Origin of the sequence: Micromonospora sp. NPDC002389 (assembly GCF_040296095.1) — a bacterium.
Taxonomy (GTDB): Bacteria; Actinomycetota; Actinomycetes; order Mycobacteriales; family Micromonosporaceae; genus Micromonospora.
The window spans coordinates 131,371-143,880 of sequence record NZ_JBEOWP010000013.1 but is presented as its reverse complement, the minus strand read 5'-3'; the positions used below and the strand labels follow the sequence as shown (position 1 = coordinate 143,880).

Below are 12,510 nucleotides of genomic sequence, written 5' to 3'. Positions count from 1 at the left end.
TCAGCGGAGGTGGTGCTGGGGGGAGGCGAGGATCGCCCGCGCGACGGCGGCGATCGCCCCGTCGAAGTTCGCGTCGACCCTCGTGCCGGCGGAGACCCCGGCCACGTCGAGGATCAGCGCCCGTTCCCGGTCGGACAGCTTCTGCCGGACCAGCCGTCGGGCCAGCGCGTCCACATACGCCCCGGCGGTGGCGGGCGGGTCGGCCACCAGCTTCTCCGGCCGGGTGTGGGTGAACACGGTGCGGTTGGCGGCGAGCAGCTCGTTCGCCTCGTTCCAGCCGTTGACCATCGTGCCCGCCGACGTCCACGCCACGTAGACGTCCGGGTAGCCGTCCGGGGTGGGCTGGCCCATCGGATGGTGGCCCAGCTCGCGCAGCTTGTCGGAGACCTGCCGCAGGCCACGCGCGTACGGGGTGCGGCGGTTGTCGCCGTTGTCGTGGTTCGGTGCCGCGTCCGGGGAGACGCCGAGGGTGCGGTACGTGGCGACCAGGTACTCCAGCGGGCGGCGTACCTTCTGCCCCACCGCCGCCCAGAACTCCGAGGAGCTGAACAACGTCATCAGCACCGGCTTGATCTGGCCATGGTTCGCGCCGTAGGTCTTGGCCAACCGGTCCACCAGGGACTTCGGCGGGGTGTCCGAGACGAACCGGACGGCCAGGTTCTGTGCCACGTACTTCGCGGTGGACGGGTGCAACGCGAGGTGGGTGAGGTACGCGTCGATCGCCGCCTCGGCCCGCTTCGGGTCCGCCGAGTCGTTGGCGTGGCGGAAGCCGAGGATCTTGACCTTGCCGACGTAGTGGCGGTCGGGGCGGAACACGTACGCGCCGTCCTGGACGCCCCGGCCGGTCTGGAGCAGCGCGGCCTGGCGGACGTCGGCCTCGGTGTAGCCGCCGTCGACACCGACCGAGTACAACTCCAGGTTCTCCCGGGCCAGGTTCTCGTTGACCGCGTCCGCCCGGGAGTCCACCTGGTTGAGATAGAGCAGCAGGGCCGGGTGCCGGTTGGCGGCCAGCAGCATCTGCGGGTAGCTGCCCAGCGCGTGCTTGCGGACCACGTCCCGGTCGAACGAGTTGCGGTATACCTCACCGCCGTCGAATTCGGCGGCGACGTGCAGGAAGTCGTTCCAGAAGTCGACCATCACCTCGAACAGTTGGCGGTCCGACCAGATCTGCCGGGCGACGGTGGCGTCCACCATCTCCCGCTCCGGTTGGGCGCCCCGCTCGTTGAGCTGGTCCCGCTGCTCGCGCAGTTCCTTGACCGAGAGGTTCAGGGTGGGCAGTTCGGCGAGCTTGAGTTCGGCCCGGGTCGGGGCGATCTTCTCCGGCTCCAGTTGCCAGCGCACCCAGCCGTCGATGCCGCGCTGCTTGATCTCGGCGAGCACGGCGGCGGTCGGCCCGAAGGTCAACCGGCGGGCCAGGTGCACCGCCGGGTCCTTGCTGAGCACCGTCTTGACGGTCACCTTGGTCTCCGCCGCGGCCTGCGCCGGGCCGGAGTAGACCCGACCGCCGGTGGGGGCGTTCTTCTTCAGCACCTCACCGGCGCGGGAGCCCATGTAGCTCTCGTTCTGCTCGGTGTAGGTGCGGACCGTGCTCGGCCGCTGCCCGCTGGGACGCGCCGGCGTACCGTCGGTCGTGGTGGTCCCGGTGGCGTCGCCGGCCACCGCCGCGCCGTCGCCGAAGAGGCCGCGCACCTGCGGCGTCATCGCCAGGGCCGCGCCACCGGCGACCACGGCGGCGGTACCGCCCAGCGCGGCCAGCGCCCGACGCCGGCCGACCCGCCGACCACCGTCGTCGTCACCGTCCGCATCGGGCGGTCCGCCCACCGGCATCGGCGGCACCCCGTGTCCGTCCGGCCCGATCCACTGCGGGCGACCGTCATGGCCGTACGGGTCGACCGGGTGCTGCCGGGGTGCGGCATACGGGTCGGCCGGGTGCTGCCGGGGTTGGGGGTGCGGGGGGACGTGGTGCGGCCGGGGTTCGGGATGCGGGTGGGGCTGGCGGGATCGGGGGTACGGGCGGGGGTCCTGTCCGCGTTCGTCGCGGCGGGGTGGCACATGCTGGTCGGCCATACACCGTTCCCGTTTCTACCCAGCGTCGCGCTCACGGCCGAGCGGGGGTGGTGAGGTGCGACGACTGCTGCCGGAGGGGGTTGCCCCGGCAAGGTAGTCAGCGGCATGTGACCCGACAAGACAGGCCGTCGGGCCCGCCCTGGGCGACTTAAGGCAACGCTCAATGCGAACGGATGTCGCCTCCCGCACCGGTCACCCGGGTACGCACCTCGCGAGCAGCACGGACGACCCGAGCCACTTACCGTACGTGACAATCCCACCTGCCCGGTCGACGTCGGACCGGTTCGACCCCACAGGCAGATTTAAGGCAGGACTAAGGCGGCGCTCAGGCGTCCGGACGCGCTCCCGCCGCCCTTCCTCCGCTCTTGCGCCGCGCTCCCGCCAGTGCGGGCGACCGGACCGGCCAAAGTAGGACCAGCAAGAGAGCGTGAGTCGTCTCCGCAGTGGGTATTCCGCCGCGCCGTTGCTGAACGCGTGAGGGGAAGGCACATGCTCAGCAAAGAGGACCAACGCCGTTTCGAGCAGATCACCCGCAATCTCCGGGAGAGCGATCCGGCGTTCTTCGCCCGGCTCGACAACCGCTCCCGGATGCGACGCGGCCGATTGCTGCTGTTGATGACCATCGTGTTGTGGGCGGCCCTGCCGGCCACGACCGTACTCGCCGGCCGACTGGCCGGGGCGGTGTACGCCGTCCTGCTGGTCGTCAACACCGCCCTGATGTGGCGGTACCGGCACCGCTGGGTCTGACCGGCGGTCCGTTCACTCGCCGAGCTGCCGGTACGCCTGGCGCAGACGCTCGGCCAGACCCGGCCCGCCGATCGCCGGTGCGGGTGCGCCGAGTTGCCGCAACAACAGGTCCGGCCGGCTCGCCAGGCTCGGCGGGCGGTCCGGCAGCGGCACCGGCGGCAACCAGAACCGGTCGACCGTCTCGGCGAGCGGCGGGGCCGGCAGATCGGTGAGGACCCGTGCCGCACCGGCCGCCGGGAGACCCGCGTCGCCGCCGGACGACCGGTCGGCAGCACCGTTCGCTGCGGGGCCGTCTGCCGTCGGGGTGCCTGCTGTCGGGGTGCCTGTTTGCCGGGCGGTGGCGGTCGCCCCGGGTGGTTCGCCGACGTGGACGGACCCGGTCGGGGTGCCGCGCAGCTCGCGCAGCCGGGCGAGCAGGTCGTCCCGGCTGCGGCCGCGCCAGTGCAGCAGGGCGAACGGGTCCGCGTCGAACGCCTCGGCCAGCAGATAGAACGTGGCCGCGAGGTGTTTGCAGGGCACCGCCGCGTCCGGGCAGGAGCAGTGCTGCTCCAGGTCGGTCACCGCAGCGGGGAACAGCGGTGCGCCGAGCGTGGCGAGCAACTCCTCCAGCTCGGCCGGCAGATCACCGGCGAGCAGCCGGGCGCTGAAGAACGCCTGGGCGGCCAACTCCGTCTCGATCCGCGTCCAGAGGCCGGCCGGAAACGGCGGGAACGCCACCCGGACCTGGTACGGCCGAGGTCGTGAGCCCTGCACCACCGCGTCCACGCGTCCGGGGTGGACGTCGAGGCGTACCACCTGCCCGGCTCGTGCGTACGCCCGGCCCCGGGTGAGCCGGGTGCCGAGCGCGAACGACTCCAGCACCTCCAGAAACCGCCGCGACCACCAGGACACCCCGATGGCGCCCCGGGTGCTGCGGGCGCGCAGCCCGCCGTCGACCCGACGCGGCGGACCGTAGTCGGCGAACCTGCCCTCGGTCACTCGGCCACCGCCCCGGCCTCCAACGCGAACAGCTCCCGCAACTGGGTGGTGGACAACTCGGTGATCCACTGCTCACCGGTGCCGACGACCGAGGCAGCCAGGCCGCGCTTCTCGGCGATCAGCGCGGCGACCTTCTCCTCCACCGTGCCGGCGCAGACGAACTTGCGGACCTGGACCCGTCGACGCTGCCCGATCCGGAACGCCCGGTCGGTGGCCTGGTCCTCCACCGCCGGATTCCACCACCGGTCGACGTGCACCACGTGGTTGGCGGCGGTCAGCGTCAGGCCCGTCCCGCCGGCCTTGAGGGAGAGCACGAACAGGGCGGGCCCGTCGTCGGACTGGAAGCGGGCCACCATCTCGTCCCGCTCGGCCTTGCCGACCCCGCCGTGCAGGAACAGCACCTCCCGGCCGAACCGGGCCGCCAGGTGACCGCGCAGCATCCCGCCGAACTCGGCGTACTGGGTGAACAGCAGCGCCTTCTCTCCCGCCGCCAGGACCTCGTCGAGGATCTCCGCCAACCGGGCCAGCTTGCCGGAGCGTCCGTCCAGCGGGGAACCGTCGCGCAGCAACTGCGCCGGATGGTTGCAGACCTGCTTGAGCCGGGTCATCGTGGCCAGCACCAGGCCCCGCCGCTCGATGCCGTCGGAGGACTCGATCCGGGCCATCATGTCGTCGACCACCACCCGGTAGAGCGCCGCCTGCTCGGCGGTGAGGTTGCAGACGACCTCCATCTCCAGCTTCTCCGGCAGGTCCGAGATGATCGACGCGTCCGTCTTGAGCCGGCGCAGCACGAAGGGGCCGGTGATCCGGCGCAGCCGCTCGGCGGTGTCGGCGTCGCCGTGCCGCTCGATCGGCTCGGCGAACCGCTTGCGGAAGGTCGCGGCCGGACCGAGCAGCCCCGGATTGGCGAACTGCATGATGGACCAGAGGTCGGCGAGCCGGTTCTCCACCGGCGTACCGGTGACCGCGAGCCGGTGCCGGGCGGGCAGCAACCGCACCGCCTCGGCCTGCCGGGTGGCGGCGTTCTTGATCGCCTGCGCCTCGTCCAGCACCACCCGGTGCCAGTCCACCCCGGCCAGGTCCACCGCGTCCCGCGCCGCCACCGAGTACGTGGTGAGCACCAGGTCCGCCTCCTGCGCGGCGGCACCGACGTCGTCGCCCCGCGCCCGCTGCGCGCCGTGGTGCACGTGTACGCGAAGCTCCGGGGCGAACCGGGCCGCCTCCCGCTGCCAGTTGCCCACCAGCGACATCGGGCAGACCAGCAGGGTCGGCCCGGCCTCGGCCGGGTCACCGGCCAGCAGGGCCAGCAACTGCACCGTCTTGCCCAGCCCCATGTCGTCGGCGAGCACCCCGCCGAGCCCCAGCGACTGGAGGAACGCCAGCCAGGCAAGCCCGCGCCGCTGGTACGGCCGCAGCGTGCCGTGGAACGACGGCGGCGGGTCCAGCGGCGTGAGCCGACGCTCCACCGACCCGGCGAGCAGGTCACCCAACGCCCCGTCGGCGGTCACCTCCAGCACCGGCAGAGCGTCCGGTTGCGTACCGTCGGCCAGCCCGAGCCGCAGCAGGTCGGCAACGGTCAGCTCGCCGGTGGACCGCAACAGGCGCAGACCGGCGGCGAGCCGCTTCGGATCCAGCTCGACCCACTGGCCGCGCAGCCGCACCAGCGGCGTCTTCACCTCGACCAGCCGGGCCAACTCCTCCTCGGTCAACGGATGGTCGCCGAGCGCCACCTCCCAGCGGTAGTCGACCAGGGCGTCCAGCCCGACCCGGTCGGTCGGGCCGCTGACCGTGCCGGGCGCGGCCCGCGAGCCCGCGCGCAGCCGCGCGCCCAACCGCGACGCGGGCCGCCGCCACCACGACGGCAGCAGCACCGTGAACCCGGCGGCGTGCAGCATCGGCGCACCCTCGCACAGGAACCGGTGTGCCCCGTCGGCGTCCAACTCCAGCGCCTCCGGGGTGGCGGTCCGCAGCGCCGTGTCCAGCTCCGGCCAGAGGCGGCTGGCCCGGCCCAGCTCGGCCAGCAACGTCTCCTGCGGATGGGCACCCGCGACGGTGCCGCCCCCGCCACGCCACACCTGACCGGCGTCGACGTGCAGACCCGACTCGTCGGCCGCGCGCAGCCCGAACTCCACCCGCCACCCGCCCGGGTCCGCCACCGCCGCCTCCAGGTCGAGCGGCACCACCGTCACCGGGCCGGACACCTCCTCGGTCAACGGCTCCACCAACCGGAAGCTCGCCCGTACCGTCCCGCCCGCGGCGTCCCGCTGCCAGGCGTCCAGCTCGGACCGGAGCAGGTCCAGCGCCGCCGGCTCGGCGGTGAACTCGCGGTGCGGCCCGGTCAGCGCGCCGAGCCAGGACGCCACCGCCGTGCCGGGGCGTACGCCCTTGGCCAGCGCGGTCTCCGGCAGCGCCGCCCGCACCGCCGCGTCGGTCACCACATCCAGCGCGTCCCCCAGATGTAAGGAAGGGCCCCCTGTTAACGCCTCCGGTAGAGCAGGGGACCCCTCTTCACTCTTACGCCGGGCGGTGCGCGCCGAGCCGCTCGTCCGGCGCCCCGGGGAACCGACGGCACCGCCGGGCCCCGGCAGGGCGGGCAGGTCCGTCTCGACCACCGCGCGGGCGACCGGCGGCAGGGCCAGCGCCAACGACCGCGCCCAGGCCGCGTCGGTGCCGGTGAGCAGCGGACGCCACACCGCACGCGCGGCTACGCCGTCTCCCGGTCGCCCGACGCCGGCCGCCGTCGACCCGGTCCGGGCAGTGGACCGTCGTCGGGCCTGGTGGGCCTGGTGGGCCTGGTGGGCCTGGTGGGCCTGGTGGGCCTGGTGGGCCTGGTGGGCCTGGTGGGCCTGGTGGGCCTCGCGGGCCGGGGAGGCCGGGTGAGGGGTCGGCGGGGCGGCGAGGCTGGGCAGGACGCGGCCCCGGCCGGCCAGGTCGACGGCGAAGGCGGCCACCTCGGCCAGGTGTCGCAGGGCGGCACCCGGTACGGCGGACACGCCGTCGAGGCCGCGTAGCAGCACCAGGGCGGCGTCCGGGCCGTACGCCAGCACGGGCACCCGCCAACCGGCCAGGGCGACCCGGCCCCGGGCCGGTGCCACGACGGTGGTCCGGACCAGTTCCGGCGAGTCCAGCGGCGAGCCGCCCCGGGTGGGCAGGCTCAGCAACGCGGTGCCGAGGTCGGCCGGTTCGGCGGCCTCGCCCACGACGGCGGTCAGCGCGGCGTGGTCGGCGGCGAACGGGTGCGGCCGTTCCCGGGGTGCCCGCCCCGGTCGGCGCGGTGCCTCCGGGTCCCGGGTGCTGTCCTCGGCCCAGACGGCGAGACCGCGACCAGGCAGCCACACCCCGTGCACGACCAGCACGCCACGCCCCCTCGTCGGGTAAGGAGGGGACCCCTGCTAACGCCTCCGGTAGAGGAGGGGTCCCCTGCTAACAACCGGGACAGCTTAGGCGCCACCGCACGGCTACCGTCGACGCCATGTACGACCTTCTGGTGATCGGTGGACTCGGTGTCGACGTACGGGTGCGGGTGCCCGGATTGCCGCTGCCGGTTCTCGACTCGGTCACTGTCGACCCGATCGACCTGCGGATCGGCAACACGGGTGCCGGGGTGCTCCTCGCCGCGCACGCGCTCGGGCTGCGGGTGGCGGTGATCGACACGGTCGGCGCCGACCCGGCCGGGGACGTGGTGCGCGCCGCGCTGGCCCGGACCGGCGTACCCGCCGTGCTGGCCGAGGACCCGGCCGGTACCCGCCGCTCGGTGAACCTGGTCGACCCCACCGGACGCCGGATGTCGCTGTACGACCCCCGGGCCTCGGACGGTCCCGCGCCGTTCCGCATGGAGCGGGTGGCGGCGCTGGTCGAGGACGCCACCCACGTCCATCTGTCGATCATGAGTTGGGTCCGGGACCTGCTGCCCGCCCTCGCCGACCGTCTGGCCGAGGGGGTGAGCAGCTCCACCGACCTGCACGACTGGGACGGACGCAACCCCTATCACCGGCCCTTCGCCGAGGTCGCCGAGTTGGTGCTGGTCAGCGGCGCGGCGCTGGGCGACCGGGCGGCGGCAACAGCCGCCACGTTCGCACCGCGCCCGGTGCTGGTCACACGGGGCGCCGACGGCGCGGAGCTGCATCTCGGCGGCCGCGTGCACCGGGTGCCGGCCGCCGTGCCGCCCGGCCCGGTGATCGACACCAACGGCGCCGGGGACGCCTTCGCCGCCGGGGTCGTCGCGGCCCGGTCGCGGGGTGCGACCTGGGCAGAGGCGGCCGGGTACGCGGCCCAGGTGGCCGCCGCAGCCTGCACCCACGACGGTATGGAGTACCCGCCCGGGCTGCTCCCCCTGCCCTGACGGCCGCCCGGCCGTCGGTGCCGCGCGCGTTGTCCGACCGTGGGCGACGGTCAGAGGGCGCCGGTGGTGCCGTCGGTGAGTTCCCGAAGGATGTCGGCGTGCCCGACGTGCCGAGCGGTCTCCTCGATCATGTGCACCAGGATCCAGCGCAGCGACACCTCACCGAGCTGCGGTTGCGGCACCACGTGGTCCAGGTCGAAGCGGGCCGCGATCTCCCGCGACCGGTCACACGTCCGCTCGTAGTCGGCGGCCAGGCTCTCCACCGTGTCCGCCTCGCTCAGGGTGAAGCTGGCCAGCGCCGCCTCCTCCGAGGTCGGGAACACCTCGCCCGGTGCCGGGTCGAGCAGGATGTGGAACCAGTTGCGTTCGATCTCGGTGAGGTGTTTGACCAGCCCGGCGACCGTGGTCGCCGAGGGCAGCAGCCGACGGGCCGCGTCGGCGTCGGCGAGGCCGCGCAGCTTGCGCAGCAGCACCGCCCGGTGGAAGTCGAGGAACGATTCGAGGATCTCCCGTTCGCCGGCCACCCGGTTGACGACCGGGCCGAGCGTCGGGTCTATCGCGATCTCCGCCATGACCGGACACTAGCCCCGTTCCGCCCCGTCGGCTGTCCCCCGCGCCCCGGCTATCCGCTGCACGGCGGCGGCGGGCGGGGCAGGATGGGCGCATGGCATCCTCGGTTGAGATCCCGCTGGTAGGTGGCGAGGCGGACGGACAGCAGGTCACCGTCGAGTTGGACCCCAACGGCCGTCCCCCGCTGACCCACCACCACCTGGGCTCGGGCGGCCTGGCCGGGGCAGACATCTACGAGCTGGAGTCGGTCGACGCCCAGAGCCAGCAGTGGCGCTACTGCTGGCGCGGTCCGGCCGTCTGATCCACCCGGCGCACGACGCGGCCCACCAACCGAACACACAGGTCAGGCGCCGACCTCGACCAGGGAACGGGTGCGCAGGCTCTCCAGCACCGACCGGGTGACCCGCGAGGTGCCCCGGGCCTCCTCGCAGACCTGGGCGACCCGCTGGGCGGTGGTCTCCCGCCGCTGGTCACGCTCGTCCCACAGTTGGTCGACCTCGGCCAGCAGCGGCCCCTCCACCTCCCGCTCCACGCCGCGCAGCGCCGGCACCCCGAGCCGCTGGGCCAGGTCGAAGACCTTTCCGGCGTACGGCAGGGGCAGGAACGGCGTACCCATCATCGCGGCGAAGATCAGGAAGTGCAGCCGCATGCCGACGGCCAGGTCGAAGTGGCGCATCAGCCCGAGTACCTGTTGCGGCGAGTAGGTGCCGTGCAGGATGCGTCCGCGTTCGGCGGCGATCATGTGCGAGAGCACCCCGTGCGAGTGCCGGATGTCGTCGCGCTCCATCGGAACGAACAGCACGTGCGCGTCGATCCGGTGCACCAGGAAGTCGCCGATCTGGGCCAGCAGCCGGTGGTAGCCGTCGACGTCGAGCCGTTCGGCGGCCCGACCGGGCTCCCGTACGCTCATGCCGACCAGCCGCTTGCCCGCCGGGACGCCCTCCTCGCGCAGCAGGTCCGCCGGGAAGTCCTCCGGTTCCAGCAGGAACGCCGGGTCGGCGGTGACGGTGATCGGGTTGAGCAGTCCGGCCTCCTCCAGCACCATCCGCGACTCCTGGTCGCGGACGGTCACCTGGGTGGCGCCGGCCAGCGTCTCCCGCACCATCCCGGTGTCCACCATCTCGCTGAGCGGACCCACCCCCACCGCGTACGTGAGCAGCGGGAGGCCGCGTTCCTGGGCGACCCGCACCACGCGCAGGTAGCGACGGGCCTCCTTGTCGTAGAGGATGCCGCCGCCGCCCAGGATGAGCAGGTCGAGCTGCGACAGCACCAGGGCGGAGTCGGTGCGGCTGACCCCCTCCCACGGCACCGCCTCGACGTCCGGGTGCGCCGCCGCGGTGTGCGCCGGGTTCCGTGAGAAGACGATGATCCGGGCGTTCGGCTCCTGTTCCCGCAGGTCGGCCAGCAGGCCGGTGAGGATGGCCTCGTCACCGAGGTTGCGCCCGCCGTACGAGCCGAGCACGCCGATGGTCAGTCCGGCACGCGTCATCCGTCGCTCCTCCCCAGGTGCGTCCGCATCGACGTCTTCCCGCTGCACCGGCGAACAGTCCTCGCCGCGCTGGGGGCACCGCCCGAGCGGCGATCGGGGTTCAGGAGGGCGCGGCGGACAACCGGGACACCAGGGCGACGACCACGTCGTCGGGGTCGAACCCGGCGTCGATCGAAGGGGTGAGCAGGTCGAGCAGCAGCCCGTCCACGGCGTAGCGCAGCAGGGCCACCTCGAACGCGCCGCCGGGCAGCCCGGCGGCCAGTTGATGTGCGACGTCGTCGCGGTAACCCTGCCGCAGGGTGGCCCCGAGGATCCGGGCCAGGTCGGGCCGACGGGCCGCCTCCAGGCGCAACTCGATCAGGGCACGGGTGAGTTCCGGCTGCCGGGTGGTCCGCTCGACGATGTACCGGACGTAGTCGGTGAGCAGCGCCGTGGAGGGCTCCCGGGCGGCCAGTCCGGCCACCACCGTCTCGTCGGGGGCGAAACGCTCGAAGATCCGCTCGCCTAGCGCGCCGAGCAGGGCGTCCCGGGAGCGGAAGTAGTTGGAGGCGGTGCCGACCGGTACGCCCGCCTCGGTGTCGACGGCCCGGTGGGTGAGCCCCCGCGCGCCCTGCGCCGCCAGTACCCGCAGCCCGGCGTCCGCCAGGGCCGCCCGTCGCTCGGGGTTGCGTGCCATGGGGAACACCCTAGCAACAACCACGACAGGTGTTGTAGTTTGGCGACAACCACAACATCCGTAGTGATTGGAGTACCGGTTTGCGATCGCTCGTCTACTACGTCGCCAGCACGATCGACGGCTTCATCGCCGCCCCCGACGGGGCGTTCGACTTCTTCGGCCCCGACCCCGAGGTGGCGCAACACCTCGCCACGCACTGGCCGCAGACCTTCCCGACCTTCGCCCACGCACAGCTCGGCATCGACAGCCCGCAGGGCCGGTTCGACACCGTCCTGATGGGCCGGGCCACCTACGAACCAGCCCTGAAGCTCGGCATCGCCAGCCCGTACGCCCACCTGAAGCAGTACGTCTTCGCCCGTTCGCTGCCGCCGTCGGACGACCCGGCGGTGGAGATCGTCTCCGACGACGCCGTCGCCTTCGTCCGCGGCCTCAAGCAACAGTCCGGCGGCGACATCTGGCTCTGCGGCGGCGGCCAGCTCGCCGGCCAACTGCTGCCCGAGGTGGACGAACTGATGGTCAAGGTCAACCCGATCGTCGCCGGTAGCGGCATCCCGCTCGCCGACCGCTCGTTCGACCTGCAGCACTTCACCCTGGTCGACGCCACCCCCATCGGCGCGGGCGTGGTCATGCTGCGCTACACCCGGTAAAGAGGGCTGGCCGGGCAAGTCGGCGAGGTGTCGGCGGCGCGGTCAGTCCGGGGTGTTCAGGGCGTGGGTGAGGAACGGGAGCACCACCGCCGGCAGGGCGGGCGAGTCCACGATGTCGTAGTGGGTGAGCCCGGGAAGGACGGCCAGACGGGCGTCCGGCCGGTCGCTGCCGTCCCAGCCGGCGTCACGGTGGCCGCCGCCGAGCAGGCCGAAGAACTCCACCATGTGCGCGGGACGGATCGAGTCGGCGTCGGCGAAGACCAGCAGGGTGGGCGTGGTCAGCGTGGCCACCTCCGCCGACCAGTCGTACTCGCGGCGCAGCAGCTCACCGGTCCTCGCCCAGAGCTTCGGCCAGTCCTCGGGACGGGGCGCGACCTGCCGATAGAGCTCGTACGCGGGGATGCCCCGCATCCGCTCGCCCGCCGCCTCGTCGGGCTCCGGCATCCCGGCGAGCACCTCCGGGAACCAGCCCTGACGCCGGCACGGCGCGGAGACCACCACCAGTCGGCGGAGCATCTGCCGGTGCTGGACCGCCATCCGCAGGCCGACCCCGCCGCCGAGAGAGAAGCCCAGCACGTCGACCGGGCCCAGGCCCAGGTGACCAATCAACGCGGCCACGTCGTCGGCCATCGACTCGTACCGCATCGGACGGTCGACGTCGGCGGTGCGTCCGTGACCCGGCAGGTCGACGCTGATCACCCGGCGGCGCTGCGCCAGCGCGGGCCGGATCGCGGCGAAGGTCTCCACCGCGCCGAACCCGCCGTGCAGCAGCACCAACGGCCGCCCGGTGCCGTGTGTCTTGTACCAGAACCGCACGTCGGCGACCTCGGCGTAGCCCACTCGCGCCCCTCCCTGTCCGCGTCGGCACCGACCCGACGACGACGGTACGCGGCACCCGTCCGGCTCGGCTCCGATTGCCCGAGACCGCACCCTGTCATCACGCGGTCGACGAGTGATCCGCCCGCGCCCGCGCCCGGCTGGTGCTCGGGACCTG

General features: G+C 73.3%; 11 protein-coding genes and 2 pseudogenes. 5 read left to right on the top strand and 8 right to left on the bottom strand.

Annotated features, from left to right (window positions below; genetic code table 11):
* Window positions 1–1,827, bottom strand: a complete 1,827-nt coding sequence (locus ABT008_RS23575) for a DUF1800 domain-containing protein (protein WP_350698475.1) — start codon at window positions 1,825–1,827, stop codon at window positions 1–3.
* 48 nt (window positions 1,828–1,875) lie between these two features.
* Here ABT008_RS23575 and ABT008_RS23570 point away from each other — a divergent pair, with 48 nt between their 5' ends.
* Together ABT008_RS23570 and ABT008_RS23565 are read left to right on the top strand one after the other, a co-directional pair.
* Window positions 1,876–2,121, top strand: a complete 246-nt coding sequence (locus ABT008_RS23570) for a hypothetical protein (RefSeq protein ID WP_350698473.1) — start codon at window positions 1,876–1,878, stop codon at window positions 2,119–2,121.
* 435 nt (window positions 2,122–2,556) lie between these two features.
* Window positions 2,557–2,814 (top strand): DUF3040 domain-containing protein, encoded by a 258-nt coding sequence (locus ABT008_RS23565; protein ID WP_350698471.1) that lies wholly within the window; start codon window positions 2,557–2,559, stop codon window positions 2,812–2,814.
* A gap of 12 nt (window positions 2,815–2,826) precedes the next feature.
* Here the strand turns inward: ABT008_RS23565 and ABT008_RS23560 are convergent, their stop codons facing one another.
* From ABT008_RS23560 to ABT008_RS30510, 3 genes and pseudogenes are all read right to left on the bottom strand, one after another.
* The gene (locus ABT008_RS23560; protein ID WP_350698469.1) at window positions 2,827–3,792 is read right to left on the bottom strand and encodes an SWIM zinc finger family protein; all 966 of its coding nucleotides are present in this window, start codon (window positions 3,790–3,792) and stop codon (window positions 2,827–2,829) included.
* A pseudogene (locus ABT008_RS23555) lies at window positions 3,789–6,242 on the bottom strand (DEAD/DEAH box helicase); the annotation flags it as partial. The gene ABT008_RS23560 and the pseudogene ABT008_RS23555, both read right to left, overlap by 4 nt.
* Before the next feature lie 143 nt (window positions 6,243–6,385).
* Window positions 6,386–7,148, bottom strand: a pseudogene (locus ABT008_RS30510) (serine/threonine-protein kinase); the annotation flags it as partial.
* 116 nt (window positions 7,149–7,264) lie between these two features.
* On the opposite strand from ABT008_RS30510, the gene ABT008_RS23550 reads away from it, so the two are divergent.
* Window positions 7,265–8,134 carry a carbohydrate kinase family protein gene (locus ABT008_RS23550; protein WP_350698466.1) on the top strand — a complete coding sequence of 290 codons (870 nt, stop codon included), beginning with the start codon at window positions 7,265–7,267 and terminating at the stop codon, window positions 8,132–8,134.
* 50 nt (window positions 8,135–8,184) lie between these two features.
* Here ABT008_RS23550 and ABT008_RS23545 read toward each other — a convergent pair whose 3' ends face one another.
* Window positions 8,185–8,706, bottom strand: a complete 522-nt coding sequence (locus tag ABT008_RS23545; RefSeq protein WP_350698464.1) for a DinB family protein — start codon at window positions 8,704–8,706, stop codon at window positions 8,185–8,187.
* A 92-nt stretch (window positions 8,707–8,798) separates the two neighbouring features.
* On the opposite strand from ABT008_RS23545, the gene ABT008_RS23540 reads away from it, so the two are divergent.
* Window positions 8,799–9,005: a DUF8847 domain-containing protein gene (locus ABT008_RS23540; RefSeq protein WP_350698462.1), complete on the top strand. Its 207-nt coding sequence runs from the start codon at window positions 8,799–8,801 to the stop codon at window positions 9,003–9,005.
* A 42-nt stretch (window positions 9,006–9,047) separates the two neighbouring features.
* On the opposite strand, the gene ABT008_RS23535 is transcribed toward ABT008_RS23540, so the two are convergent.
* Window positions 9,048–10,193 (bottom strand): polysaccharide pyruvyl transferase family protein, encoded by a 1,146-nt coding sequence (locus tag ABT008_RS23535; RefSeq protein ID WP_350698460.1) that lies wholly within the window; start codon window positions 10,191–10,193, stop codon window positions 9,048–9,050.
* A 100-nt stretch (window positions 10,194–10,293) separates the two neighbouring features.
* Window positions 10,294–10,869: a TetR/AcrR family transcriptional regulator gene (locus ABT008_RS23530; RefSeq protein ID WP_350698458.1), complete on the bottom strand. Its 576-nt coding sequence runs from the start codon at window positions 10,867–10,869 to the stop codon at window positions 10,294–10,296.
* Between the two features lie 80 nt (window positions 10,870–10,949).
* Here ABT008_RS23530 and ABT008_RS23525 point away from each other — a divergent pair, with 80 nt between their 5' ends.
* Complete coding sequence (locus ABT008_RS23525) at window positions 10,950–11,516, top strand: dihydrofolate reductase family protein (RefSeq protein ID WP_350698456.1); 567 nt, start codon at window positions 10,950–10,952, stop codon at window positions 11,514–11,516.
* Window positions 11,517–11,558: 42 nt separating this feature from the next.
* Here ABT008_RS23525 and ABT008_RS23520 read toward each other — a convergent pair whose 3' ends face one another.
* A complete protein-coding gene (locus ABT008_RS23520; protein ID WP_350698454.1) occupies window positions 11,559–12,356 on the bottom strand; it encodes an alpha/beta fold hydrolase in 798 nt (265 codons plus the stop codon).
* Between the last annotated feature and the right edge of the window lie 154 nt (window positions 12,357–12,510).

Bases quoted from the DNA above. Each gene is read 5' to 3' on its own strand.
- ABT008_RS23545 (WP_350698464.1), bottom strand. From the start codon at position 8,706: ATGGCGGAGATCGCGATAGACCCGACGCTCGGCCCGGTCGTCAACCGG.
- ABT008_RS23565 (WP_350698471.1), top strand. From the start codon at position 2,557: ATGCTCAGCAAAGAGGACCAACGCCGTTTCGAGCAGATCACCCGCAAT.
- ABT008_RS23570 (WP_350698473.1), top strand. From the start codon at position 1,876: ATGGCCGTACGGGTCGACCGGGTGCTGCCGGGGTGCGGCATACGGGTC.
- ABT008_RS23540 (WP_350698462.1), top strand. From the start codon at position 8,799: ATGGCATCCTCGGTTGAGATCCCGCTGGTAGGTGGCGAGGCGGACGGA.
- ABT008_RS23535 (WP_350698460.1), bottom strand. From the start codon at position 10,193: ATGACGCGTGCCGGACTGACCATCGGCGTGCTCGGCTCGTACGGCGGG.
- ABT008_RS23550 (WP_350698466.1), top strand. From the start codon at position 7,265: ATGTACGACCTTCTGGTGATCGGTGGACTCGGTGTCGACGTACGGGTG.
- ABT008_RS23530 (WP_350698458.1), bottom strand. From the start codon at position 10,869: ATGGCACGCAACCCCGAGCGACGGGCGGCCCTGGCGGACGCCGGGCTG.
- ABT008_RS23575 (WP_350698475.1), bottom strand. From the start codon at position 1,827: ATGCCGGTGGGCGGACCGCCCGATGCGGACGGTGACGACGACGGTGGT.